The sequence below is a fragment of the Phaeovulum sp. genome (assembly GCF_030684035.1).
Classification (GTDB): Bacteria; Pseudomonadota; Alphaproteobacteria; order Rhodobacterales; family Rhodobacteraceae; genus UBA6213.
Window position 1 is genome coordinate 20450 of record NZ_JAUXPI010000019.1, and the last position, 23863, is coordinate 44312.

Annotated in this window: 21 protein-coding genes and 1 pseudogene; 4 read left to right on the forward strand and 18 right to left on the reverse strand. The window is 66.3% G+C overall.

Annotated elements, in window-relative coordinates; translation table 11 throughout:
• Positions 1 to 19 precede the first annotated feature (19 nt).
• Positions 20 to 1102 carry a YeiH family protein gene (locus Q8J98_RS04935; protein ID WP_305293401.1) on the forward strand — a complete coding sequence of 361 codons (1083 nt, stop codon included), beginning with the start codon at positions 20 to 22 and terminating at the stop codon, positions 1100 to 1102.
• Between the two features lie 189 nt (positions 1103 to 1291).
• On the opposite strand, the gene Q8J98_RS04940 is transcribed toward Q8J98_RS04935, so the two are convergent.
• Together Q8J98_RS04940 and Q8J98_RS04945 are read right to left on the reverse strand one after the other, a co-directional pair.
• On the reverse strand, positions 1292 to 1519 hold the full coding sequence (locus Q8J98_RS04940; RefSeq protein ID WP_305183758.1) for a sulfurtransferase TusA family protein: 228 nt from the start codon (positions 1517 to 1519) through the stop codon (positions 1292 to 1294).
• A 12-nt stretch (positions 1520 to 1531) separates the two neighbouring features.
• Positions 1532 to 2026, reverse strand: coding sequence for a DsrE/DsrF/DrsH-like family protein (locus Q8J98_RS04945; protein ID WP_305293402.1), 495 nt, complete (start codon positions 2024 to 2026; stop codon positions 1532 to 1534).
• 604 nt (positions 2027 to 2630) lie between these two features.
• Here Q8J98_RS04945 and Q8J98_RS04950 point away from each other — a divergent pair.
• Positions 2631 to 3081, forward strand: a pseudogene (locus tag Q8J98_RS04950) (recombinase family protein); the annotation flags it as partial.
• 315 nt (positions 3082 to 3396) lie between these two features.
• On the opposite strand, the gene Q8J98_RS04955 reads toward Q8J98_RS04950, so the two are convergent.
• From Q8J98_RS04955 to Q8J98_RS04975, 5 genes are all read right to left on the reverse strand, one after another.
• Positions 3397 to 4185 carry a DUF1684 domain-containing protein gene (locus Q8J98_RS04955; protein WP_305293403.1) on the reverse strand — a complete coding sequence of 263 codons (789 nt, stop codon included), beginning with the start codon at positions 4183 to 4185 and terminating at the stop codon, positions 3397 to 3399.
• An 88-nt stretch (positions 4186 to 4273) separates the two neighbouring features.
• Entirely contained in the window at positions 4274 to 4717 is a 444-nt protein-coding gene (locus Q8J98_RS04960; RefSeq protein ID WP_305293404.1) for a cytochrome c, read from the reverse strand.
• Positions 4718 to 4845: 128 nt separating this feature from the next.
• Positions 4846 to 5193: a hypothetical protein gene (locus Q8J98_RS04965; protein ID WP_305293405.1), complete on the reverse strand. Its 348-nt coding sequence runs from the start codon at positions 5191 to 5193 to the stop codon at positions 4846 to 4848.
• A gap of 175 nt (positions 5194 to 5368) precedes the next feature.
• Complete coding sequence (locus Q8J98_RS04970; protein ID WP_305293406.1) at positions 5369 to 6526, reverse strand: cyclopropane-fatty-acyl-phospholipid synthase family protein; 1158 nt, start codon at positions 6524 to 6526, stop codon at positions 5369 to 5371.
• On the reverse strand, positions 6526 to 6810 hold the full coding sequence (locus tag Q8J98_RS04975) for a DUF1365 family protein (RefSeq protein WP_305183764.1): 285 nt from the start codon (positions 6808 to 6810) through the stop codon (positions 6526 to 6528). The genes Q8J98_RS04970 and Q8J98_RS04975 overlap by 1 nt, the downstream gene beginning before the upstream one ends.
• Before the next feature lie 279 nt (positions 6811 to 7089).
• On the opposite strand from Q8J98_RS04975, the gene Q8J98_RS04980 reads away from it, so the two are divergent.
• Positions 7090 to 7362, forward strand: coding sequence for a sigma factor (locus tag Q8J98_RS04980; RefSeq protein WP_305183765.1), 273 nt, complete (start codon positions 7090 to 7092; stop codon positions 7360 to 7362).
• Between the two features lie 113 nt (positions 7363 to 7475).
• Here the strand turns inward: Q8J98_RS04980 and Q8J98_RS04985 are convergent, their stop codons facing one another.
• The 10 genes from Q8J98_RS04985 to Q8J98_RS05030 all read right to left on the reverse strand — a co-directional run bounded on the left by Q8J98_RS04985 (position 7476) and on the right by Q8J98_RS05030 (position 19987).
• Positions 7476 to 8759, reverse strand: coding sequence for an NAD(P)/FAD-dependent oxidoreductase (locus tag Q8J98_RS04985; RefSeq protein ID WP_305293407.1), 1284 nt, complete (start codon positions 8757 to 8759; stop codon positions 7476 to 7478).
• Positions 8760 to 8907: 148 nt separating this feature from the next.
• Positions 8908 to 9993 carry a hypothetical protein gene (locus tag Q8J98_RS04990; protein ID WP_305293408.1) on the reverse strand — a complete coding sequence of 362 codons (1086 nt, stop codon included), beginning with the start codon at positions 9991 to 9993 and terminating at the stop codon, positions 8908 to 8910.
• A gap of 132 nt (positions 9994 to 10125) precedes the next feature.
• Positions 10126 to 11211: a BMP family ABC transporter substrate-binding protein gene (locus tag Q8J98_RS04995; RefSeq protein ID WP_305183769.1), complete on the reverse strand. Its 1086-nt coding sequence runs from the start codon at positions 11209 to 11211 to the stop codon at positions 10126 to 10128.
• Positions 11212 to 11259: 48 nt separating this feature from the next.
• The gene (locus Q8J98_RS05000) at positions 11260 to 12192 is read right to left on the reverse strand and encodes an ABC transporter permease (RefSeq protein ID WP_305293409.1); all 933 of its coding nucleotides are present in this window, start codon (positions 12190 to 12192) and stop codon (positions 11260 to 11262) included.
• On the reverse strand, positions 12189 to 13268 hold the full coding sequence (locus tag Q8J98_RS05005) for an ABC transporter permease (protein ID WP_305293410.1): 1080 nt from the start codon (positions 13266 to 13268) through the stop codon (positions 12189 to 12191). Before Q8J98_RS05005 ends, Q8J98_RS05000 begins: the two co-directional genes overlap by 4 nt.
• Positions 13265 to 14794, reverse strand: a complete 1530-nt coding sequence (locus tag Q8J98_RS05010; RefSeq protein WP_305293411.1) for an ABC transporter ATP-binding protein — start codon at positions 14792 to 14794, stop codon at positions 13265 to 13267. Before Q8J98_RS05010 ends, Q8J98_RS05005 begins: the two co-directional genes overlap by 4 nt.
• A gap of 19 nt (positions 14795 to 14813) precedes the next feature.
• Positions 14814 to 15698, reverse strand: a complete 885-nt coding sequence (gene xdhC / locus Q8J98_RS05015) for a xanthine dehydrogenase accessory protein XdhC (protein ID WP_305293412.1) — start codon at positions 15696 to 15698, stop codon at positions 14814 to 14816.
• The gene (gene xdhB, locus Q8J98_RS05020; RefSeq protein ID WP_305293413.1) at positions 15695 to 18019 is read right to left on the reverse strand and encodes a xanthine dehydrogenase molybdopterin binding subunit; all 2325 of its coding nucleotides are present in this window, start codon (positions 18017 to 18019) and stop codon (positions 15695 to 15697) included. Before xdhB ends, xdhC begins: the two co-directional genes overlap by 4 nt.
• Positions 18016 to 19491, reverse strand: coding sequence for a xanthine dehydrogenase small subunit (gene xdhA / locus Q8J98_RS05025; protein ID WP_370868061.1), 1476 nt, complete (start codon positions 19489 to 19491; stop codon positions 18016 to 18018). The genes xdhB and xdhA overlap by 4 nt, the downstream gene beginning before the upstream one ends.
• A 40-nt stretch (positions 19492 to 19531) precedes the next feature.
• The gene (locus tag Q8J98_RS05030; RefSeq protein ID WP_305293414.1) at positions 19532 to 19987 is read right to left on the reverse strand and encodes an SRPBCC family protein; all 456 of its coding nucleotides are present in this window, start codon (positions 19985 to 19987) and stop codon (positions 19532 to 19534) included.
• A gap of 105 nt (positions 19988 to 20092) precedes the next feature.
• Here Q8J98_RS05030 and dnaE point away from each other — a divergent pair, with 105 nt between their 5' ends.
• Positions 20093 to 23536: a DNA polymerase III subunit alpha gene (gene dnaE, locus Q8J98_RS05035; protein ID WP_305293415.1), complete on the forward strand. Its 3444-nt coding sequence runs from the start codon at positions 20093 to 20095 to the stop codon at positions 23534 to 23536.
• 141 nt (positions 23537 to 23677) lie between these two features.
• Here the strand turns inward: dnaE and Q8J98_RS05040 are convergent.
• The coding region (locus Q8J98_RS05040) for a hypothetical protein (RefSeq protein WP_305293416.1) at positions 23678 to 23863 on the reverse strand (186 nt) is incomplete at its 5' end.

Here is a 23863-nt window from a genome sequence, read left to right on the forward strand (position 1 = left end):
GCATCGGGGGGAGACCGACGTGGCCAATACCGAACCCGGTGCAATGCGCCAACACATGGCGTGGATAACGCGGCTACCTGCCGAGGCGCGGCGGATCGGGCCGGGTCTGGCGCTGTCGGGCATCATCGCCATGGCGGCAACTTTCATTTCCGACCATCATGGCGGACCGACGCTTCTTTACGCGCTGCTTGTCGGCATGGCCTTCAACTTCACCTCGAAGGAACCGCGCTATGCGCCGGGGATCGCTTTTGCCTCACGCACAGTGCTGCGGATCGGGGTGGCGTTGCTTGGGGCGCGGATATCTGCCGGACAGATCGCGGAACTGGGCATTACGCCCGTGCTTCTGGTTCCGATCGCCGTTTTTACCACGATCGCCTTTGGCTGGTGGCTGGCACCGCGTCTGGGGCTATCGCAACAGCAGGGGGTCTTGACCGGCGGTTCGGTGGCGATCTGCGGTGCCTCGGCGGCGCTGGCGATTTCGGCGGTACTGCCGCAGACCAAGGAGCACGAACGCGACACGCTGTTCACGGTGATTTCGGTCACCATCCTCTCGACCGTGGCGATGATCTTCTACCCCACAATCGTCAACACTCTCGGCATGGACGATCGTGCCGCGGGGATCATGCTGGGAGGCACGATCCATGACGTCGCGCAGGTGGTCGGCGCGGGGCACATGATCTCGGACGAGGCCGGGCTGGTGGCGACCTATGTCAAGCTGCTGCGGGTGGCGATGCTGATGCCGGTGGTTACCGGGATCGCCTGGATAATCGCCAAGCGCGGTTTTCTTGCCCTGTCGGTGGCCGAGGCGGCAGGTGCGCCGGGCGCGGGGGCGAAAGGGCCGGTGCTGCCGCTGTTCCTGGTCGCGTTCGCGGTGCTCGCCGTCATCAACAGCCTTGGCCTGATCCCCGAATTTGCGGTTGCGCCAATCATCGATTCCTCGCGCTGGTGCCTCGTCGTCGCTATCGCCGCGCTCGGCATGAAGACCTCGCTGCAAGACCTGTCCAAACTCGGGTGGCGTCCGCTCGCGCTCGTCGTGACCGAATCCCTGTTCATCCTCGTGATGGTGCTGGTCATTCTCGGGCTCGAGACGTGGCTGGCCTGAGCCTAGCGTGGCGGAGTTGCTAAATGGGGCTTTCGACGTTGGCGCAAGTGCGCCGGCCCGCATTGCAGCAGCGTGACGACAGCCTTGTGCCCCGCACGCACATCGACCGCTCCACCGGCTATGCTGTTTCAGAAGATCGCGCCAGTCGCATCACCGCATCACTGCGCAGATGGAATTCTGCGGTCAGGTTCAGCCGGTGTGGCGGATCAGGAAAACGTAGGTGGACCCGTCCATCCGGCTTTCCAGCAGCTCGTTGCCGGTGGTGCGGCAGAACGCCTCGAAATCCATTACCGCACCCGGATCGGTCGCCTGCACCTCGAGCGTGGCCCCCGAAGGCAGCGAGTTCAGCGCCTTTTTGGCGCGCAAAATGGGCAGCGGGCAGTTCAGCCCCTTGGCGTCGAGTATCAGATCGGCCATGGTGTTCCTTTCTCAGATGTAGAGGTTGATGTCGCTCTTGGTCGCCACTTCGACCCAGGACGCGGCACCGCCGATGTCGAGACCCTCGATCATGTCCTCGCGCTTGATCTCGAACAGATCCATCGTCATCTGACAGGCGATCAGGCGAACGTCCGCTTCCACCGCCAGATCACGCAGTTCCTCGATCGAGGCGACGCCCTTTTTCTTGATGAGGTTTTTCATCATGGTGGTGGTCAGCGCCGAGGCACCCGGCAGCGCTGCCATGATGTTCGGCATCGCCATGTGCATGCCCCCCATCGGCATTTCCATGCCGGGGTTGCCCAGCGTCGAGACCTTCAGGTCGAGGTCTTTCTTCAGCAGGTGCAGGCCGTAGAAGGTAAAGAACATTGTCACCTCTAGCCCCATCGCGGCGGCGGTAGTGGCAAGAATGAAGGGCGGATAGGCCCAATCGAGCGTGCCCTTGGTGACGATGATCGACATTGACTTAGCGTTATGGTCGTCCAGCATTCGATCTCTCCCCGTTGTTTTTCGGTCCTTGCCTTGGTGCCGTAGCCGCCCCGGGCGTCAACCTCAGCTTCGTTGCTTCGCCATCGCCCGGGGTTCCTTTCCCGGGAGAGGCCGTTGTCAATCAGGCCGCACGACCGGCAAAGTTGTCGGCGGTCATTTTCGCCGCATTGAGCGCTGCGGCTGCGGTGCAGACCAAATTGACCCGGCTAGCCATGCCGCCACAAATTCGGTACGCCCGGTTGCATGAAGCTGCTCGGGGCCGAACCTGCCAACGCGATATCAAGCTTTTTGGCCAAGGCTTCACTCCCCCTCTGCCCAGCACTCCCCGCGCACCGGGCTCCCCTCCCGCCGCACAGGTCCTCAAATTTGTATATGCCACTATATGAATGTCAAATCTATTCTTCGCCGGGGGCAATCCACGCGCTGCGAACCCGGCCTGTCCACCATCTGCGCCAAAGAAGCGGTTTCGTGAGTTCGCGTAACGGAGGGTCACCTACCAGCACGATGTTGCGCGCCGGCCGGCCCATGGCGGCCATATTGGCAAGGCCAACCTGTCCGGCGACGTCCACAGACTGCCAGCCGAAGGCTTGCACCGTCTCGTCGCGGCTGGGTTCTGGCGCGCGATCATTATGACGATGGCAGCATCTCGGGCGTCACGCTGGAGCGGCCCGGCCTCAAGCAGCTGTTGGCCGACATCGAAGACGGGCTGATTGATGTGGTGGTCGTCCACAAGATCAATCGCCTGTCGCGTTCGCTGATGGATTTCTCGAAGCTGGTCGAGGTCTTCGACCGCAATGGCGTGACCTTCGTCTCGGTCACACAGTCCTTCAATACCACCACGTCCATGGGGCGACCGACGCTGAACATCCTGTTGTCCTTCGCGCAGTTCGAACGCGAGGTGATCGGCGAGCGGATCCGCGACAAGGTGGCCGCCTCGCGCCGAAAGGGCATCTGGATGGGTGGTCCGGTGCCACTGGGCCATGATGTGAAGGACCGCAAACTGGTCGTGAACCCGGCCGAGGCCGCAGCGGTGCAGACGATCTTCCGGTTGTTCGCGCGGTCCAGTTCCACGGCGCAGCTGATCGACGAACTGCACACCCGCGCGATCCTGACCAAGAAGCGCAAGCCCTTCGATGTGAATCCGCGTGCAAAAGTGATCCACTTGTGGAGAGAACCATCAGGACCTTCGCCAGTTCACCTTTTTATAGTCCACCTTTTGGTCCACTTCGAGCAGAGCGGTTGTAAGTTCAGCTATGGTCTGGGAGGAGTAATGCGTGAGTCTCTCCATCCGCCCAACGTGCCGAAAATGTTCAGCAATGTTGATCTGCGAGGCCGTTTCCCCATGCCCTCCACCGGCACCAGCCCCGCGTTCAGGGCTTCAGCTCTCCCGCCTCGATGGCGAAGGGTAGCAGGTTTTCGGGCGGTGGCAGCGGGCAGATCGCGTGCTCGCTGAAGGCGCAGGGCGGGCTGAAGGCGCGGTTGAAATCGAGCACGATCCAGTCATCGCCGATTTCATCGGGGATCAGAAACCGCGCCGCGCCGTAGGTCTGGCTGCGCGACGTCAGGTCGCGGAAAACGAACATCGGCTTGCCCGCCTTGCGGTGCGTCGGCAACAGCGTGACCGTCCGCCCCGCATGCTCGAACTCGGCCCGGTGGGTCAGCGTGAACTCGGCGGCGTGACCACCTTTCAGCGCAATCCCGCGCGCCTCGGGGGTGGCAAGGGCCAGCCAGTGGGCACGAATCCGCCAGGCCTTGTCGGCGGGAAAGTAGCGCAGGCCCGCAAATGCGCGCCGCGCCGCACTGTCAAGATCGCGCACCCGCAGCGCCGCCTCGCCCGCAACGCGGTGAATCTCCAGCAACAACCGCCCGGCACACAGCCGCGGCGGGGTTTCGGGCCCAGGCTCGAAACGGCGCGTGGCGCTCGCGCCGTGGGCCACGAACGCGGCGCTACCGTCCTCAGCCAGCATCAACGTGCCAAGCCGCGCCGGGCCGACGCTCAGCACCACGTCATTGCCTGCGCCCGCGCCCACGCTTTGCGTCCCCGGCACCAGCGGCACCCTGTCGGTCAGGTTCAACCAGCCGTCATCGGCGGCAAGATCGGCAAGGCGGCGCGCCCGCCATGCTGCCAGTTCGGCATCAAAACCCCTATCGTCGATCATCTGCGGCTCCCTCGTTGTTTGCCGCAGGATTGGCGGCATCGGTGCCGGGCGCAAGCCCCAACCGCAGCCCGATGCCGCCCGCCGCGCCTCAGTTCTGCAGCGTGATCTGCCGCTGATAGGCCGCCTCGCGCTCGGGCCAGGCGCTTTTGATGTAGCTCAGCACCGCAAGAATATCGTCTTCCGAGATCGTATCCTTGAACGCCGGCATGTCGCTTTCATAACCGTTACCGACCATGGCGGCGGTGCCCCAGTAGATGATCTGCGCCAGCACCTTGTCTGAATGGTGCCAGGTGTGGCCGGTCGCATCATGCGGCGGCGCGGGGTAGCGGCCGGTTTCGCCGGGGCGCTGCCAGTCGGGCTGGCCTTGCAGATTTTCCCCGTGGCAGGCGGCGCAGAAGCCCTCATAAACTTCACTGCCACGCGCGATTTCGCCGGCATCGGCCAGCCCGGCACGCGGCGCGGCAAGCAGCCAGACACCTGCGGCAAGACTGGCACCAAGCGCCAGCGCGGTCAGGGCAAATCGTCGGGTCATGGCTGCACCTCGATCATGGTTGCGGGCAGCGGCGCGCCGTGGCGCGGGGCAGGGTGGTCTGTCATCTGATGCTCCATTCCGCCCAGCGGGCGGCCTTGAGGGAAACTGCCGCGCGAGGGGCGCGGCGCTCAGAGGGTTGTGGAGCGGCGTGGAGGGTGGCGCATCGGCGCAGGCTCGCGCCCGTCAGCGGCAATTGCGGCTTCGGCAAACGGCAGCCGCGTCATCTGCCGGGCGGGGCCCGCGAAGGGGCGCGCGCCCGTGGGGTCGAAAACCCCGGTGCAGCCAATGGCACAGGCCAGATCATCCACCACCCCGGCTTCGGCGGCACCCGGCACCGCGGCATGGGCGGCATGCGCGTGGTGGACAGCAGCGCCGGTTACAGCGGTCGCCGGTGGCGGCATCGCCAGCGCCGAAATTGCCAGCGCAAGGCAGAGCAAAAGCGCAACAAGGCGCGAAGGGCGGCTGGGCGCTGTCATGCCCCGCCTCTAGCGCCACTTCGCCCACCGATCAAGCTGGCCGCTGCCGCTAGCGTTCACAAATCCGCGCTTAAGGCGAAAAGCCGCAGGTAAAGCCAGCCCGGGGCGGCAAAATCCCGGAACGCGCAGCGGCCCGGCAAAATTTGCCTCGGCCGCGGCACCGCGACACAGGTTCTCAAGCGTGCTGCAACTCAAGTTGCAGCACGTCGGTGTGGCCAGTGGCAAAGGCAGCCGCGCAGATTTCGAGGTAGAATTTCCAGCTGCGCAGAAACGCCTCGTCATGGCCAAGCCGCCGTATCCGCGGAGCCGCCTCGCTCATCCGCGCCGACCACATGCGCAGCGTTTCGGCATAGTCGCCGCCGAAGGCAAAGGGCGTCGCCGCCTCCAGCCCGGCGCGCCGCGCCTGATCGACAAGCACCGCCGTGCTTGCCAGCATGCCGCCGGGAAACGTGTAGCGGCGAATGTAATCGGACCCGGCGCGGTAGATCGAGAAATAGGCATCGGGCACGGTAATCGCTTGAATGACCGCGCGCCCGCCTTCGGCCAGCCGCGCCTTGAGTGTGGCGAAATAGGCGGGCCAATAGGCCTCGCCCACCGCTTCGATCATCTCGATCGAGACGATCGCATCAAAGCGCCCCTCGGTGCTGCGGTAGTCTTGCAGCCGGATCTCGGCGCGCCCGTCAAGCCGCGCGTCGGCATAGCCCTTTTGCGCGGGCGAAAGCGTCAGCCCGGTTACCCGCCGCCCCTCGCCCGCCGCGCGCTCGGCAAACCCACCCCAGCCGCAGCCGATTTCCAGCACGTTCTCGGCATTGCCGATCCGGTTCAGGATGCGGTCGTATTTGCGCAGCTGGCCGCGGTATAGGTCGGTGTCGCCCGGCGCGAACAGCGCCGAGGAATAGGTCATCGAGGGGTCGAGCCACAATTGGTAGAACGCGTTGCCGACATCGTAATGGGCGCGGATGTTGCGCGCGGCACCGCGCAGGGAATTGGCGCGCAACACCCTGTCCGCAAGCCGATAGCGCAACTGGTTCCAGCGGTCGGCGTAGGAAAAACCCGCAAGCTGATCGCGGTTCAGCAGCGCCATCTGCGCCAGCTTTTCAATGCTCGACGTATGCCAAAGCCCGGCCACATAGGTTTCGCCCAGTCCGATGTCGCCCCGCGCGGCAAGTGCGGTGACCACCGACCAGTCGGTGATATGCAGATCGGCCGCAGGCTCGCCGGTGCCAAACATCAGCGCGTCGCCCTCGGGCGTGCTCAGCGCAAGGCTTCCCTGCCGAATCCCGGCCAGGGCATCAAGAAATTCGCGGCGCACCCGGGCGCTCAGGTAAATCATCAACTGACCTCCTCTTTCGGGGGCAGCGGGTGGCGGTGATACCGCGACCCCTTCAGCCAAAGCGTCAGGGCCTGCCAGTGGATCAGTGCCACCATGCGCCCCGGCCCCAAAGGGCGATGCAGCGCCGCGCCGATCAGGCGCGGTTTCCGACGGGCACGCGGGCGAACCACAAGCGTGGCCACCACGCCCTCGCTGCCCGCGCCATGGAATACGCCGATGCTAACACGCTCTGCAGTGCAGGCGAAGCAAAACCAATACCTTCCCGCAACCTCCGGAAACGGCAAGGCCTGCCGCAGCTTCCGGGTCGATCAGCAGGAAATCGGCCGCATGGCGGAAGGCTTTGGCTGGTGCCCCAGCGCACGCATGGGGCCGCCGCATCAACGCGTTCGGGCCCGAAGGTGAAGCAAGCTGCCCCGCCATCACGCGGGCAACACCCGGCGCGCGCGCAAATCGGTCTTGGGGAAAGCCCCGACGCGCCAGGTTGCGGCTTTGCCCGAACCCGCTGGCAAGGTGGCGCGTCGCGTATTCGACGCGGCCGCAATTGATGCTCGCGCCTCAAGGGCGTGGCCATGCGCGGCGGCCTTGGTGCCGCGCAGGCCGAGGATGGGGTGCGGGATGTGCTGCTGACGGACTGGCACAAGGCCGGGCAATTCGATCGCGGCTTGGCCCCGGCTTCCGACTGGATCTACCGCATCGCCCGAAACCGACAGATCGAAATGGCCCGCAAGCGCGCCCGCCCGTTGCCCGAGGGACTGATCGAAGAAGCCGCCGCGCCGGACAGCCATCCGCGCCGCGCCGTTCCGGTATCTTTCCGGCCCCGGTCATGGCGGCGCTGAATGGCTTGCCGCCGCGCTGGAAGGCGCTTGGCGGCGGGGTGCGCCAGCAGATCTGCACGCCGACCGCGAGGCTTCGGCGCGGTTGCTGGACATTCCGCCTTGGCCTTGATATTTCAGCCCTTTTTCACGGCTTTGAGTTTGTCGATGCCCAGCATGTGCATCGCCGCCTTTTCGTAATACGGCTCGGATTTGCCCTTGCGCAGCTTGCGAATGAAGTATTTCTCGAAGCCGATCTTGGCCAGATGCACCCATTTGCCCGATGCCGACCAGTTCACGTTGCGCGGCGGGATCTGCGGCTGGGCAACAAAGGCAATGCCACCGTTGCCAAAGTCGGCCAGACAGACGGCGTTCCAGGTGCCGACGTTGCTCGGTTCCTGTCCGCGCACGATCTGGCCAAGGTTCTGCGCCGTCGCGGTCACCATGCTTTCGATCATGAAGCCGGTCTTCGGCACGCCGCAGGGCACCGCTGTCGGCCCCATCGGCGGAATCGCCACGCAAACGCCGACCGCGAAGATGTTCTGATACTTCGGGTTGCGCTGGTATTTGTCGACAATGGTAAAGCCGCGCGGGTTCGACAGGCCTTCGATGCCGATCAGCGCCTTGATGCCGCGGAACGCGGGCAGCATCATCGCATAGGAAAAGGGCAGTTCCTTTTCGGGTTTCGCCTGGCCGTCATCGCCGACTTCCTCGACCGTCATCTTGCCCGCCTCGACCTTCTTGATGCGGGTCGAAGTCATCCATTTGATGTCATTCTCGCGCATTTCCGACTCGAGCAGGCCCTTGGTGTCGCCCACCCCGTCAAGCCCAAGGTGGCCCACATAGGGCTCGGGGGTGACGAAGGTCATTTTCACCTGATCGCGGATTTTCGCGCGCCGCAGCGCGGTGTTGAGGATGAAGGCGAATTCATAGGCCGGGCCAAAGCAGCTTGCCCCCTGCGCCGCCCCCACCACGATCGGGCCGGGTTTCTTGCAAAAGGCATCAAACGCCTCGCGCGCCTGTTCGGCATGGTCGATGTGGCAGATCGATTGCGTATGGCCTTCGGGGCCAAAGCCCTCGATCTCGTCAAAGGCCAGCTCCGGGCCGGTGGCGATCACCAGATAATCGTAGGAAACCGATTGCCCATCAGCCAGTTGCAGCCGGTTTTCGTCCGGGTGCAGGCGCTCGGCGGCAACCGGAATGAACGCGATGCCCTTTTTCTTCATCACCGGTGCCAGGTCCACGGTGATGTCTTCGCGCTTGCGCCAGCCCACCGCAATCCAGGGGTTGGAGGGAACGAAGTGATACTTCGCGTCCTTCGTCACCACGGTGACGGTATCTTCCTTGCGCACCGCCTCGCGCAATTCATACGCCATGATGGCGCCGCCCAGGCCGGCGCCCAGTACCACGAAATGTGCCATTTTTCCCCCTGCCTCAGCCGCTCCACCCGGCCGCCCAAATATATTCGGGACAATGAATGTGACAAGTTGCCGCGTCAAGAAGAATCTGCCCGCCCCGGCGCGCGCGGCACCGGGCGGGCAAGCGAGGCGCGTTGCGGCCGCCCGGCGGTCAGGGAAGCGTGACTTTCGCCGTTTCGCCCGCCGCGACACGCGCGGTTTTCTCAACCTTGCCGGTCTCGAAATAGGCCTCGACCAAGTAGTCGCCCTCGACCACCACATATTCCAGCGCGGTCAGGTCGAACTGGTGATAGATCATCCGCCAGGGTTCGGCCGGGTTGTCGCTTGCAGCCATCACCGCCAGCGAATTGGCCCCCGGCGCGGAAATGCGCAGCAGGCCCGCCGCCAGATCAAGCGCCACCGGTGCAATCTCGCCTGCCTTGAGGCTGAACGGCACCTTGGTATTCGCCCCTTCCACCAGACCCTGCGCCACATAATCCCCCGGCGGCAGAATGAACCGCCGCTCGGAAAGCCTGTCAAAGACCACCATGCGCAGCGCGCCGCCGGCGCTGGTCGGGGCGGCAAAGATGTCGATCCGTGGATGGAGCCCCTCGGGCAGCACGAAAGCGCCGGTGGAAACCCGCACATCGGCGGCGGCAGCCATTACCACCACGCTTTCAGCAACGGTTTCGCCCGCCCGAACCTGCAACGATTGCTCGGTTCTGACGGCGTCGAAAACCACCGTCGCCTTCACTTCGCCCGCCGGTACATAGGTCCGGAATGGGCCGACATAGCTCATCGTGGTACCATCGGCGGTCACCAGATACGAGGCCGCGCCGTTATACACTTCGCCCGCCAGTGACAATGCGGGCGTCAGCTCCAGAAGCCCCGCATTCAGTGCCAGCACCGGCACCGTGTTCATTCCCGGCGCAATCGTCACCACCGCTGCGGCAAAGGCAAGATCGAGCTTCGCCAGCAATATGTAATCGCCCGGCGGCGCGCTCAGCACCGCGCCCGGCCCCGCATGGGCCACCCGCGCCCCGGCCTTGCCGCCAGCGGCAATCGCGTAAAGCTCCCATGCCACGGGCACGTCGTCGCCAAGTGCTGCCCCGCCTTCGGCCAGCGCCGCGGTTGGCACAAGCTCGGCGCTTGGCGCGGCTGCTTCGGCAGGGGCGGGTGCCTGGGCAAAGGCCGCGCCGGTGGCAAGGCCAAGGCCGAAAAGCGCAAGGGCAAGCGGTCTGATCGGGAAGGACAACATGATTGGGCGCTCCATCAGGCAAGGGTCGCGGTCAGTAACGATGCCGCGGCACTGGCGGCAAGTCACCACGGCGTGAACGGACAAAGGGCCGCAGCGTCGCCGCCACGGCCCCCAAGTTTCTCTCGCCGGGTCTTATTGCGGCATCTGCGCGGTGATGCCTTCGACAAAGAAGTTCAGCCCCGAAAGCATGCCATCATCCGCCACCTGGCCCGCCGCCAGCCAGGCGCTGCCATCGGCCTTGTTCAGCGGCCCGGTGAACGGGTGATAGGTGCCCGCGCCAATCGCGGCGGCAAGCGCCAGCGCCTCGGCCTTGACCTCGGCAGGAACGGCATCCGAGATCTCGCCAATGCCGACCGCCCCGGCTCCGATGCCCTCCCAGCTTCCGTTTGAGGCCCAGCTGCCGTCAAGCATCGCGCCAACGCGCGCAACGTAATACGGCCCCCAGTTGTCGATGATCGACGAAATCCGCGGGGCCGGGGCAAAGGCCCCCATGTCGGATGCCTGACCGAAGGTATAGATGCCCGCTTCCTGCGCCTTGGCCTGCGGCGCGGTGCTGTCGGTGTGCTGCATCAGCACATCGACGCCCTCGGCGATCAGCGCGGCGGCGGCATCTGCCTCTTTCGCCGGGTCGAACCAGGTGTAGGCCCAGACCACCTTCATCTCCACCGCAGGGTTGACCTTGCGGGCGTGGATGAAGGCCGAGTTGATGCCCTGCACCACTTCCGGGATCGGGAAAGACCCGATATAGCCGATCTTGTTGGTTTTGGTCATGCGGCCCGCAATCGTGCCGATCACCGCGCGGCCTTCGTAAAAGCGGGCGTCATAGGTGGAAACGTTGTCGGCGCGCTTGTAGCCGGTGGCATGCTCGAACCGCACGTTCGGGAACTTGGCGGCCACGTTCATCACCGCGTCCATGTAGCCGAACGAGGTGGCGAAGATCAGCTGATTGCCCGCCAGCGCCATCTGCGTCAGCACCCGCTCGGCATCCGGGCCTTCGGGCACGTTCTCGACATAGGAGGTGATGACCTTGTCGCCGAATGCCGCTTCGACCGCCTGGCGGCCCTGGTCGTGCTGGAACGACCAGCCCATGTCGCCCACCGGGCCGACATACATGAAGGCGACCTTCAGCGGGTCGGCGGCCCAGGCCGCGCGGCCAAGGCCAAGGCTCAAGGCCGCGGCGGTGATCGCGGTGGTGGTCATGAAGGATCTGCGGTTCATCGAAAACTCCCCAATGTTTCGCGGGCACGCGGCCCTCGGTTGCAAGCCTCAGCGCGAGGCGTGGAAGATGCGCCCCAAGGCAGCCGGGGCGGCCTGCGCGCCGCGACGGTGGCGCGCAGAAATGATCACGAGCACCAGAATGGTTATCACATATGGGGCCATCGACAAGAGTTGCACGGGTATCGCATAGCCCGCCGCCTGCAGGCGCAGCTGCAAAACCGTGACCCCGCCGAAAAGATAGGCACCCAGCAGCACCCGCTCGATGCGCCACGAGGCAAAGACCACGATCGCCAGCGCAATCCAGCCCGCGCCCGCGGTCATCCCCTCGGTCCATTGCGGCACCCGCACCAGGCTCAGATAGGCACCGCCAAGCCCGGCCAGCGCACCGCCAAAGGCCAGCGCCGCCAGCCGCACCATCACCACGCGGTAGCCCAGCGCATGCGCGGCATCGTGGTTTTCGCCGACCGCGCGCAATATCAGCCCGGCGCGCGAAAGGTGCAGGAACAGCCACACCGCGACGATCAGCGCCAGCGACAGATACACCACCCAGTCGTGGCGAAACAGCACTGGCCCCAGCACCGGCAGATCGGCCAGCCCGCCAAGGTCGAGCTTTCCGGTGGCGGGCGGGCGCACCCCCTCGAAGCCCTTGCCGATCAGCGCCGAAAGCCCCATCCCGAACAGCGTGAGCGCAAGCCCGGTCGCCACCTGATTCGACAGCAGAACCTGGGTGAGAAAGCCAAAGACCAGCGCCATCGCCGCCCCGGCACCGGCACCCGCCAGAAAGCCGAGCGCCGGGCTGCCGGTCATCACCGCCCCGGCAAAGCCGCCGATCGCGCCCATGATCATCATGCCCTCGACACCGAGGTTCAGCACCCCCGCCTTTTCGGCGATCAACTCGCCGGTCGCGGCCAGCAGGATAGGGGTCGAGGCCACCATCAGCATCGCCATCAGCGCCACAAGGTCGATCCCGCCCAGCGTCATGCCCGCGCCTTTCCCCATTGCACCGTGTAATTGGTCAAAAGGTCCATCCCGAGCAGGAAGAACAGCAACAATCCCTGAAACACCTGAATCGCCGCCGCAGGCAGCCGCAACGTCAGTTGCGCCATGTCGCCGCCGATATAGGTCAGCGCCATCAGCAAGCCCGCAAGCAAAATGCCCACCGGGTTGAGGCGGCCCAGAAACGCCACGATGATCGCGGTAAAGCCGTAGCCCGCGTTGAAACTGTCGGTGACCTGCCCCGACGGGCCCGCCACCTCGAACATTCCCGCAAGCCCCGCCAGCGCCCCCGAGAGGCCAAGGCAAAACCCCACCAGCCGCGCCGGTGCCACCCCGGCAAAGCGCGCCGCCTTGGGCGCATCGCCCGCCACCTGAATGCGAAAGCCCGCAATATGGCGGTTCATCAGCACATAGGTGCCGATCAGCGCCGCAATTCCCGCAACCACCCCCCAATGCACGCCGCTTCCAGCAATCAGCTCCGCGTTATGCGCCGAGGGGTATTGTTGCAGGTTGCGCGAGCCCGGAAAGCCGAACCCCGCCGGGTTCTTCAGCGGCCCGAAAGCGGCCCAGGCCAGCAAGTTCTGCGCGACATAGACGAGCATCAGCGAAACCAGAATTTCCGATGCGCCGAAACGGTTTTTCAGCAGCGCCGGAATCATTCCCCAGACCCAGCCACCGAAAGCCCCGGCCAGCACCATGGCGGGAAAGATCAGCGCGCTTTCGGCCGGAAATGCCGCCAACGCCACCGCCGCCCCGCAGAGCGCGCCGATGATGTATTGGCCCTCGGCCCCGATATTCCAGATACCGGCGCGAAACCCCACCGCCAGCCCCGCCGCGATCAGGATGAGCGGCCCCGCCTTGATGAACAACTGGCCGCGGAAATACCCGGCATTGGCACCGAACAGCGGATCCCAGAAAATCACCCGGATCGCCTCAAATGGGTCGGAGCCCAGAAGCGCGAAAAGCCCGCCCCCCGCCAGCATCGTTGCCAGCACCGCCAGCACCGGCGTCGCCCAGCTCCAGAACCGCGACGGGGCAGGGCGCGCGACCAGCGTTATCATGCCAGCACCTCCAGCGGTTTCATCCCATGCGCGCCGCCGAGGCTCAGCCCGATTTCCCGCAGGGTCAGCTTCGCGGTGGCCTGCGGCGGCGACAGCCGACCCTCGTTCAGCGCCGCGAACCTGTCTGATATTTCAAGGAGTTCGTCAAGGTCCTGGCTGATGACGATGACCCCAGCACCCGCCGCTGCAAGGTCAAGCAGCGCTTGGCGAATGGCGGCGGCGGCGGCGGCATCCACCCCCCAGGTCGGTTGATTGACCACCAGCACCTCGGGTGCCTGCAACACCTCGCGGCCGATCACGAATTTCTGCAGATTGCCGCCCGAAAGTGCGCGCGCCGCCACCTGCGGCCCCGGCGTGCGCACATCGAATGCGGCGATGATTTCCGCGGCAAAGGCGCGCGCCGCGCGGCGGTCGATGAAACCGTGGCGGGTCAGCGGGCGGCGCATGGTGCCGGTCAGCACGGCGTTTTCGGTCAGGCTCATGTCGGGGGCGGCGGCATGGCCCAGCCGCTCTTCGGGTGCGGCGAGCAGGCCGCGCGCGCGGCGCGGGTTCGGCCCCAGCGTTGACACATCCTCGCCCTTCAGCACCACCGTGCCGGCGCTACTTGGCCGCTCGCCCGAAAGCGTCGCCAGCAGGTCTTCCTGACCATTGCCCGCCACCCCGCCGATGCCCAGCACCTCGCCCCGGCGCAACTCGAAACTGACCGATTTCAGCGATGGCCCAAAGGCCGAGGCTGGCGGCATGTGCAGCCCGACCACTTCCAGGAGAACCTCGCCCGGCTTGCGCCCGGCCCGGTCGGTCAGCTTCAGCTCCGCCCCCACCATCAGTTCGGCCAACTCATGCGCCGTGCGTTCGCGCGGGTTGCAGGCCGCCACCACCCGCCCGCCACGCAAGATCGTCGCGCGGTCGCAGAGGCTGCGGATCTCCTCGAGCTTGTGGCTGATGTAGAGGATCGCGGTTCCCTCCGCCGCCAGCAGCCGCAGCGTGGCAAACAAAATCTCTACCTCCTGCGGCGTCAGCACCGAGGTCGGCTCGTCCATGATCAGCAGCTTCGGCTCCTGCAACAGGCAGCGGATGATCTCGACCCGCTGGCGCTCGCCCGCCGACAAATCGCCGACGATCCGGCCGGGGTCGAGTGGCAGCCCGTAAGCATCGCTCACCGCCCGGATGCGTGCCGCAAGCTGGCGCAGCGGCGGCGGGTTTTCCATGCCAAGCGCCACGTTCTCGGCCACGTTCAGCGCCTCGAACAGCGAAAAGTGCTGAAACACCATCGCCACCCCGGCGGCCCGCGCCGCATGCGGATCGGGCGGCGCGTAGGGCGCGCCGCGCAGCACCATGCTGCCCGCATCGGGCCGCACCAGCCCGTAGATCATCTTGACCAGGGTCGATTTGCCTGCGCCGTTCTCGCCCAGAAGCGCATGCACCTGCCCCGGAGCGATGGCAAGGTTGACCGCGTCGTTCGCCAGTACGCCCGGATAGGCCTTGCTCAGGCCCTCCACGCGCAGCAACGGCTCTGTCGCGCCCATCCGCTCCCCCATCGGCGTGCTACCCCGTGCCCTTGAGTAGCGCGGCAACAACCCCCACGGCAATGGCCTGCGGGTGTTTTCCCAAATCAGGCGCGCCAATCGGGCAGGTGATGCGCGCAATTTCGGCGCTGCCGTGGCCAAGCACCGCGAGCCGTGAGGCAAACCGTGCCGCTTTGCTTGCCGAACCGATCAGCCCGAGGCGCGAAAACCCGTGCTGAAGAATCGCGTGGCAGAGCGCGAGGTCAAGCGCATGCGCATGGGTGACCACCAGATGCTGCGCGTCCGGCGGGGCCAGCGGCACCAGCCCTGCGGGATCGGCCGCGACCAGCTGGCGCACGCCGGGCGGAACCGCGCCAAACCGCGCCGCGTCGAAATCGACCCATGTCAGCGCGAATTGCGGCAAGGGGGCCAGCACCGAAACCAGCGCCCGTCCCACATGCCCCGCCCCCCAGACCCAGACCGGCAGCGGTGCCGGGGCCACCGGTTCGGCCAGCCAGCCGCCAATCAGCCGCGGCCCGCGCGGTGCCCGCCCCGCCAGCCGCGCCACCGCAGCGGGCATCGGCCCCGCGCCCGCCAGCGGGCTGAGCCGCACCGGCCCGCGCATCGCCGCTACCGCCGCCGCATCCAGCCGCTCGTAAACCAGCGTCACCGCGCCGCCACAGCACTGGCCCAGCCCCGGCCCGAGCGCGAGCTTTTCCACCCCTTCAAACCCCGCCCGCGCCGCCGCCAGCGCCCGCCATTCCAGCGCGCCGCCGCCAATCGTGCCTTCAAGCCGATCCGGCCAGACCAGCATTTCCGCCCCCGCCTCGCGCGGGGCCGAGCCCTTGACCTCGGCCAGCAGCACCCGGGTAAACGGCCCCCAAAGCGCCGCCGCCCGCGCCAGCGCCTCGGGGTTCAGGCTCATGCCCGCCCAGCCCGCGCCACCGCCGCCAGCACCGCCTCGGGGGTCGCCGGTGCCGCGAGGCCATGCCAGTGCGGTCCGCAGGCGGCGCAGGCCGCACCCAGCGCCTGATGCACCGAAATGGCCAGCATCAGCGGCGGCTCGCCCACCGCTTTCGACCGGTGGATGCTTGCCACCCGGTTCCGCCCCGGCCAGAGCGCCACGTTGAAAACCCCGGGCCGGTCCGACGCGGCCGGTATCTTGTAGGTCGAGGGCGCATGGGTCAAAAGCCGCCCGGCCTCATCCCAGACCAGTTCTTCGGTGGTCAGCCAGCCCGCGCCCTGCACATAGCCGCCCTCGATCTGGCCAATGTCGATCGCCGGGTTGAGGCTCGCGCCCGCGTCATGCACGATGTCGGCGCGCAATATCCGGTTTTCGCCGGTCAGGGTGTCGATCACCACCTCGGTTACCGCCGCGCCATAGGCGAAATAGTAAAACGGCCGCCCGCGCCCCGCCACACGGTCCCAGTCAAGCTCGGGTGTGGCGTAAAAGCCGGTGGCCGAAAGGCTGACCCGCGCCTGATAGGCCGCGGCCACGGCCTCGGCAAAGGCCATGTCGCTTGCACCCGCAAACACCCGCCCGGCCTCGAAATGCACCTCCTTCGGGTCCAGCCCCGCGCCCGCCGCCAGATGCGCGGCAATCCGCGCGCGGATCGTGTCGCAGGCCGCCTGCACCGCCATGCCGTTGAGGTCGGTCCCCGACGAGGCGGCGGTGGCCGAGGTGTTGGGCACCTTGCCGGTATCGGTCGCTTCCACCCGCACCGCCGCCACATCGATGCCGAATGCCGCCGCCGCCACCTGGCCGATCTTGCGGTGCAGGCCTTGCCCCATCTCGGTGCCGCCGTGGCTCAGCCCCACCGAGCCATCGGTATAGACCTGCACCAGCGCCCCCGCCTGATTGAGATGGGTGAGCGTGAAGGAAATCCCGAATTTCACCGGGGTCAGCGCAATGCCCCGCTTCAAACTCCGGTTGCGGCGGTTCCACGCGGCAATCTCGCGCTGCCGCGACGCCAGATCGGCGGTTCTCTCCAACTCTGCCACAATCGCCCCAAGCTCGAAATCGACCACCTCCTGGCCATAATGGGTGCATTGTGTCTTCTTCGCCGAAATACCCTCGGGGGGGCTCGGGGGGGCAGAGGCCCCCCCCGCCTCGGCATAAAAATTCCGCCGCCGCAACTCCAGCGGGTCGATCCCGAGCTGATGCGCGGCATGTTCCATCACCCGCTCGATGCCGATCATCCCCTGCGGCCCGCCAAAGCCGCGAAACGCGGTGGCGCTTTGGGTATGGGTGCGCAGCCGGTGGCTTTCGATCCGCATGGCGGGAATGCAATAGGCGTTGTCGGCGTGCAGCATGGCGCGGTCGGCGACCGGCAGGCTCAGATCCTGGCTCCAGCCGCAGCGCACGAAATGGCTGAACTCGACCCCGGCAATGCGGCCATCGGCATCAAATCCGGCGCGGTAGGAGATCCGGAAATCGTGGCGCTTGCCGGTAATCGCCATGTCGTCGTCGCGGTCATAGCGCATCTTGCAGGGCCGCCCGGTGGCCCGCGCCGCCACGGCGCAGGCCACTGCCAGCGCATTGCCCTGGCTCTCCTTGCCGCCAAAGCCGCCGCCCATCCGCCGCACCTCGATGCGCACCGCATGCAAGGGCACCCCAAGTGCCGCCGCGACCTTGTGCTGCACCTCGCTCGGATGCTGCGACGAGGCATGCACCACCATGCCATCTTCGCCCGGCAGCGCCAGCGCTGCCTGGCCTTCAAGGTAGAAATGTTCCTGCGCGCCGGTCTCGAAAACCCCTTCGATCCGGTGCGCCGCCGCCCCGATCGCGGCTCCCGCATCGCCGCTGGCCCAGACCAGCGGCCCGCGCTCATAGCGCGAACCTGCCGCAAGCGCCTGATCTATCGTCAGAATCGCGGGCAGCTCGGCATAGTCGATAGCCCCGAGCCGCGCCGCCTTGCGCGCCGCAAGGTGGCTTTGCGCCACCACCAGAAACAGCGGCTGGCCGGCGTAATGGACCATGCCCGTTGCCAGCAGCGGCTCGTCCGGCATGGCGGGGCCAACGTCATTGGCAAAAGCCAGATCGGCCGCGGTCAGCACCGCGACCACGCCGGGTGCCGCCCGCACCGCGCCAAGGTCGATGCGCGAAATCGTGCCATGCGCAATGCCCGAAAGCCCGAAGGCGAGGTGCAGCGTGCCCGCGGGCGTCGGAATGTCGTCGATGTAGCGCGCCTGGCCCAGCACATGCAGCGCCGCGCTTTCATGTGGCAGCGGGGCACCGATGCTCATGGTGCCACCGCGCGCAGTTGAACCGCCTCGCCCGCAAGATCACGCGCATAGCGGATGACCAGGTTTTGCGCCGCCTGCATCCGGTAGGCGGCAGAGGCGCGCAAATCGCTGATCGGGGCGAAATCCTGCGCCAGAAGCGGTGCGAGCGTGGCCAGCGTCGCCTCCTCCAGCCGCCGCCCGATCAGCGCGGCTTCAAGCGCGCGGGCGCGCTTGGGCACCGCCGCCATGCCGCCAAAGGCGATCCGCGCGGCACTTATACGCCCCGCCTTCTCGGTCAGGTTGAACGCCGCGGTGAGTGCCGAAATATCCTGATCGTGGCGCTTGGAAAGCTTGTAGACGCGCAGCCCCGGGGCGCGGGCGGGAAAGCTTACCGCCTCGATGAATTCGCCCGCTGCGCGGTCCTGGCTGCGGTAGCCAAGATAGAAATCCTCAAGCGGCATCTCGCGCCGCGCCGCGCCCCGGCGCAGCTGCAACCGCGCGCCAAGCGCGATCAGCGCTGGTGGCGCATCGGCGATCGGCGAGCCATTGGCGATATTGCCGCCAAGCGTTGCCATGGCGCGGATCTGCGGGCTGGCAAAGCGCTTGAGCAGCGCCGCGAAGGCCGGGTGCGGCCCGGCAAGCGCCGCCGCCAGCGCGGCAATGCTGACCGCCGCGCCGATCCGCATCAGGCCGCCAGCCTCGGTGATCGTCTGCAGATCCGCGCAGCGGTGCAGAAAAACCGCCTCGCCCAATGGCTTGAGCGCCTTGGTGATGCCAAGGCCCAGATCGGTTCCCCCCGCAACCAGCACCGTCTGCGGATGCGCAAGCAGCCATGCGGCAAGCGCATCGGCGGTTTCGGGAAAGCAACCCGCCGCGCCCTCGGCCAATGGGTGCTCTGCCCAAGCCGAATGCACAAGCACCGCGTCTTCGCGCATCCGGTCTGGCACCGGGGCGGCGGCGGCGGCTTCGGCGGCGCGGATGATCGGCGCGTAGCCGGTGCAGCGGCAGAGGTTGCCCGCAAGCGCTTCGTCGTGGTCGCTCTCGCCGTTGAGATGTGCGGCGGCGAGCGCCATGGCGATGCCGGGGGTGCAAAAACCGCATTGCGACCCGTGCAGGTCGATCAGCGCAGTTTGCACCGGGTGTGGGCTCGCGGCGGTGCCGATGCCTTCGATGGTGCGCAGCGCCTTGCCGTGAAGCTGCGGCATCAGCGTGATGCAGGCGTTGATCGCGTGGCTGCCCGCAGCATCGGTCAAAAGCACCGTGCAGGCCCCGCAATCGCCCTCGCGGCAGGCCTCCTTGCTGCCGGTCAGGCCGCGCTCTTCGCGCAGCCAGTCAAGAACCGTGGTGCCGGGATCGGCAAGCTCCAGGGTGGTGGTTTCTCCGTTCAGAAGAAACGTGATCTGCATGGGTTCGCCTGCCGCGGTCTTTGCCATTCCGGCATCTGCGCCCCCACCCGATGCGGCGTAAAGCGGCGGGCGCGCCGGTTCGGTCATGAAAGCCCGCCTATGCCACGCTTGGCAAGGGCCTTGCCGTTCAGAGCGTGGCGGCAAGCGCCGCAAGCTGGTCGGTGGCCGCCCCCCAGCCCGCCTCGAAGCCCATTTCCGCGTGGCGCCGTGCCGTCGCCTCGTTGGCATGCAGCGCGCGCACCAGGTAATCGGTGCCGCCGGGGACGGCGGCAAGGCTGATGTCGGCGGTGAAGAAGGGTTTCGGTGCCGGGCGAAAGCCCGCCAGCAGGCAATCGGTAAAGACCAGCCGCCGCCCCGGCTCGGTCAGCAGGAAACAGCCCTCCGAGGCGTGCTCGCTGCCGTCGGGCAAGAGCATCGAGGTGTAAAACCGCCCACCCGGCTGCACATCAAGCACCGCCTCGACAGTTTTTGTCGGGCGCGGCGCAAACCATTGCATCAGCAAATGCGGCTCGGTCCAGAGCCGCCAGACGATGGCGGGCGGGGCGGCAATGTGTCGGTGCAGCGTCAGGGTCAGTTCGGGCATGTCGGCCTCCTTTGGCTGCAAGGCTAGCGGTGGCGGGCGGTGCCGCGCAAGGGGGATGCGGAAAGGGGGGTGAAAAGCGCCGCCGCCTCGCCTAAGCCTAGGGGCATGCGCCTGCCCCGATTCATCCATCTGCGCCTGCATACCGAGTATTCGCTGCTGGAAGGCGCGGTGCCGGTGAAAAAGCTGGTGAAAATGGCCGCCGAGGCGGGCATGCCCGCGGTCGCGGTCACCGATACCAATGCCATGTTCGCCGCGCTCGAATTCGCGACGCTGGCCGAGGGCGCGGGTTTGCAGCCGATTATCGGCTGCCAAATAGCGCTGGCCTATGCGGACACGGCCCCCGGCGAGCCGCCAAGGCAGCCCGCGCCGCTGGTGCTGCTGGCGCAGAATGAACCCGGCTACCGCAACCTCTTGAAGCTCAACTCCTGCCTCTATCTCGACAAGGCCGGGCAGTTGCCGCAGGTTGCGGTGGCCGAGCTTGCCGCGCATGCCGAAGGCCTGATCTGCCTCAGCGGCGGGGCCGAAGGGCCGGTGGGCAAGCTCGTCCAGGCCGGGCAGGGGGCGCGGGCGAAGGCCCTGCTGGAGCGGCTGGCCGGGATCTATCCGAACCGGCTTTATGTGGAATTGCAGCGCCATGCGGGCGAAGGCGGCGCGCTCATGGCCGCCGAGCGTGCCACCGAGCAGTTCTTTGTCGAATCCGCCTATGCGCTTGCGCTGCCGCTGGTCGCCACCAACGATGTCTATTTCCCCAAGCCCGCGATGTACGAGGCGCATGACGCCCTGCTCTGCATTGCCGAGGGTGCCTATGTCGATCAGCAGGAACCACGCAGGCGGCTGACGCCGCAGCATTATTTCAAGTCGGAAGCGGAGATGTGCACGCTTTTCGCGGACCTGCCCGAGGCCCTGGCAAACACCATCGAAATTGCCCGCCGCTGCGCCTTTGCACCCGGCAGGCGCGAGCCGATATTGCCGCGCTTTGCCGATGACGAGGTCGAAACCTTGCGGCGCGAGGCGCGCGCCGGGCTGGCGGCACGGCTGGCCGAGGTGCAGCACGCCGCGGCGGATCCCGAGTATCAGGCCCGGCTTGAGCGGGAGCTTGGGATCATCGAGCAGATGGGCTTTCCCGGCTACTTCCTGATCGTCGCCGATTTCATCAAATGGGCCAAGGCGCAGGGCATTCCGGTGGGGCCGGGGCGTGGCTCGGGGGCGGGCAGCCTGGTCGCCTGGGCGCTGACCGTCACCGACCTTGATCCGCTGCGCTACAAGCTTCTGTTCGAGCGGTTCCTGAACCCCGAGCGGGTTTCGATGCCCGACTTCGATATCGACTTCTGCATGGATCGCCGCGAGGAGGTGATCCATTACGTCCAGCGCAAATACGGCCGCGAGCGGGTCGGGCAGATCATCACCTTCGGCGCGCTCCTCTCGAAGGCGGCGGTGCGCGATGTCGGGCGGGTGTTGCAGATGCCCTACATGCAGGTCGATCGCCTTTCCAAGATGATCCCGCTTGACGGGGTAAAGCCGGTTTCCATCGAAAAGGCGCTTGCCGACGAGCCACGCCTGCGCGAGGCGGCGCGCGAAGAGGTGGTGGCGCGACTGCTGGACTATGCGCGCCAGATCGAGGGGCTGTTGCGCAATGCCTCCACCCATGCCGCCGGGGTGGTGATCGGCGACCGCCCGCTTGATGAGCTGGTGCCGCTTTATCAGGATCCGCGCTCCGATACCCCGGCGACCCAGTTCAACATGAAATGGGTCGAAGCGGCGGGGCTGGTGAAATTCGACTTTCTCGGGCTGAAAACGCTCACCGTCATCCGCAACGCGCTCGATCTTCTGGCGGCGCGCGGGGTGCAGGTGGATATCGCGCATATCCCGCTCGATGATCCCAAAACCTATGCGCTTTATGCTGCGGCGCGCACGGTTGCGGTGTTTCAGGTGGAAAGCACCGGCATGATGGATGCGCTCAGGCGCATGCGCCCGACCTGCATTGAAGATATCGTGGCGCTGGTGGCACTTTACCGCCCCGGCCCGATGGAAAACATTCCCGCCTATTGCGAGGTCAAGAACGGCATCCGGCCGCTGGTCTCGATCCACCCGGCGATAGACCACATTCTGGCCGAGACCCAGGGCATCATCGTCTATCAGGAACAGGTGATGGAAATCGCCCAGGTGCTGGCGGGCTATTCGCTTGGCGGTGCCGATCTCCTGCGCCGGGCGATGGGCAAGAAGAACCCCGAGGATATGGCCAAGGAACGGCCAAAGTTCATCGAGGGTGCCGCTGCGGCGCATGGCGTTGCCCGGGAAAAGGCTGGCGAAGTCTTTGACCTTCTGGAAAAATTCGCCAATTACGGGTTCAACAAGTCGCATGCGGCTGCCTATGCCGTGGTCAGCTACCAGACCGCCTGGCTGAAGGCCAACTACCCCGTTGAATTCATGGCGGCGGTGATGAACTGCGATATCCACCAGACCGACAAGCTTGCGCTTTACAAGCGCGAGGTCGACAAGCTCGGGCTCACCACGGTGCCGCCCTGCGTGAACCGCTCGCAGGCCACCTTCTCGGTGCACGCGGGTGCCGTGGTCTATGCGCTCGGCGCGCTGAAAAACATCGGCGTCGAGGCGATGAAGCTGATTGTCGCGGCGCGCGGCGACAGGCCCTTTGCCGACCTCACCGATTTTGCCCGCCGGGTGGATCTGAAGCGGATCGGCAAGCGCCCGCTGGAAATGCTCGCCCGCGCCGGGGCGCTGGATGCGCTCGACCCCAACCGCCAGCGCGCCTTCGCCAGCCTCGATGCGCTGACCGCGTTTTCGGCGGCGGCGCACGAGGCGCAGGGCTCGGCGCAGGTGTCGCTCTTTGGCGAGGCGGGCGAAGACCTGCCGCCACCACGGCTTGCCGATACCGATGACTGGGCCCCCGCCGAACGGCTTGCCGAAGAGCATCAGGCGGTCGGCTTCTACCTCTCGGGGCACCCGCTTGATGATGATATGCCGGCGCTGCGCCGTTCCAAGGTGCAGACACTGGCCGAAATTGCCGTCGCCGCCGAATCTGGTGCCGTCATCGCCCGCGTTGCGGGCATGGTTTCGGGCGTGAAGGAAAAGAAATCCGCCCGCGGCACCCGCCTTGGCTTTGTCAGCTTCTCCGATCCGACGGGGCTGGGCGAAGCCACCTTGTTCTCCGACGTTCTGGAACCCGCGCGCCGGTATCTTGAGCCGGGGGCAGCGGTGGTGATGACCGTCGAGGCAACGCTGGAAGGCGAAAAGCTGCGGCTCTTGGCGCGCGCGGTGCAGCCTGTCGATGCGGTCGCCGCCGCGGCAGGCGGCGCGGGCCTGCGCATTTTCCTCGACTCCGCCGAGGCGGCGGCGGCGGTGGCCACGGTCTTTGCCCGCATCGAAGCCGAAGGCAAGACCCGCGCCCGCGGCCCGGTAGAATTCCGCGTCACCGATTTTGAACATGGCGCGGAATACGAGATTGCGGCAGGGCGAGAGCTGCCGGTCACGCCGCAGATCAAGGGTGCCATCCGCGCCCTGCGCGGGGTGGCGATGGTCGAGGATATCTAGCGCCCTGTGCCGGCTCTGGCCATGCGGCTGGCGCGGCAAGCTTCGGTGCGGCCGCCGCGGTTCTCGCGCTGCCCCGCCACCACAATATAATAGATATGTAGGATGAATGTTCTGAACGGGTGTTCACATGGTTCCGGCATGTTATAGTAAAAGCCTGCGCGAATAAATAACAACTATAATAACTATAGGAACGTCTGAAAAACCTGCCACTTTCCGCCTGATCTGATAGGCTTGGGCATCCCCACGAGGAGGCTTGCCGATGCTGAAACAACCCGCCTTTCCCGGCCTGCGCGATGCGATGAAGAAGAAGGTGACACGGCGCGAGCA

Excerpts from the sequence above, each read along its gene's own strand:
- Q8J98_RS04940 (WP_305183758.1), bottom strand. The coding sequence starts at position 1,519 with ATGGCCGATCTGATACTCGACGCCAAGGGGCTGAACTGCCCGCTGCCC.
- Q8J98_RS04945 (WP_305293402.1), bottom strand. The coding sequence starts at position 2,026 with ATGCTGGACGACCATAACGCTAAGTCAATGTCGATCATCGTCACCAAG.
- Q8J98_RS04955 (WP_305293403.1), bottom strand. The coding sequence starts at position 4,185 with ATGATCGACGATAGGGGTTTTGATGCCGAACTGGCAGCATGGCGGGCG.
- Q8J98_RS04960 (WP_305293404.1), bottom strand. The coding sequence starts at position 4,717 with ATGACCCGACGATTTGCCCTGACCGCGCTGGCGCTTGGTGCCAGTCTT.
- Q8J98_RS04965 (WP_305293405.1), bottom strand. The coding sequence starts at position 5,193 with ATGACAGCGCCCAGCCGCCCTTCGCGCCTTGTTGCGCTTTTGCTCTGC.
- Q8J98_RS04970 (WP_305293406.1), bottom strand. The coding sequence starts at position 6,526 with ATGATTTACCTGAGCGCCCGGGTGCGCCGCGAATTTCTTGATGCCCTG.
- Q8J98_RS04985 (WP_305293407.1), bottom strand. The coding sequence starts at position 8,759 with ATGGCACATTTCGTGGTACTGGGCGCCGGCCTGGGCGGCGCCATCATG.
- Q8J98_RS04990 (WP_305293408.1), bottom strand. The coding sequence starts at position 9,993 with ATGTTGTCCTTCCCGATCAGACCGCTTGCCCTTGCGCTTTTCGGCCTT.
- Q8J98_RS04995 (WP_305183769.1), bottom strand. The coding sequence starts at position 11,211 with ATGAACCGCAGATCCTTCATGACCACCACCGCGATCACCGCCGCGGCC.
- Q8J98_RS05000 (WP_305293409.1), bottom strand. The coding sequence starts at position 12,192 with ATGACGCTGGGCGGGATCGACCTTGTGGCGCTGATGGCGATGCTGATG.
- Q8J98_RS05005 (WP_305293410.1), bottom strand. The coding sequence starts at position 13,268 with ATGATAACGCTGGTCGCGCGCCCTGCCCCGTCGCGGTTCTGGAGCTGG.
- Q8J98_RS05010 (WP_305293411.1), bottom strand. The coding sequence starts at position 14,794 with ATGGGCGCGACAGAGCCGTTGCTGCGCGTGGAGGGCCTGAGCAAGGCC.
- xdhC (WP_305293412.1), bottom strand. The coding sequence starts at position 15,698 with ATGAGCCTGAACCCCGAGGCGCTGGCGCGGGCGGCGGCGCTTTGGGGG.
- xdhB (WP_305293413.1), bottom strand. The coding sequence starts at position 18,019 with ATGAGCATCGGTGCCCCGCTGCCACATGAAAGCGCGGCGCTGCATGTG.
- xdhA (WP_370868061.1), bottom strand. The coding sequence starts at position 19,491 with ATGACCGAACCGGCGCGCCCGCCGCTTTACGCCGCATCGGGTGGGGGC.
- Q8J98_RS05030 (WP_305293414.1), bottom strand. The coding sequence starts at position 19,987 with ATGCCCGAACTGACCCTGACGCTGCACCGACACATTGCCGCCCCGCCC.
- dnaE (WP_305293415.1), top strand. The coding sequence starts at position 20,093 with ATGCGCCTGCCCCGATTCATCCATCTGCGCCTGCATACCGAGTATTCG.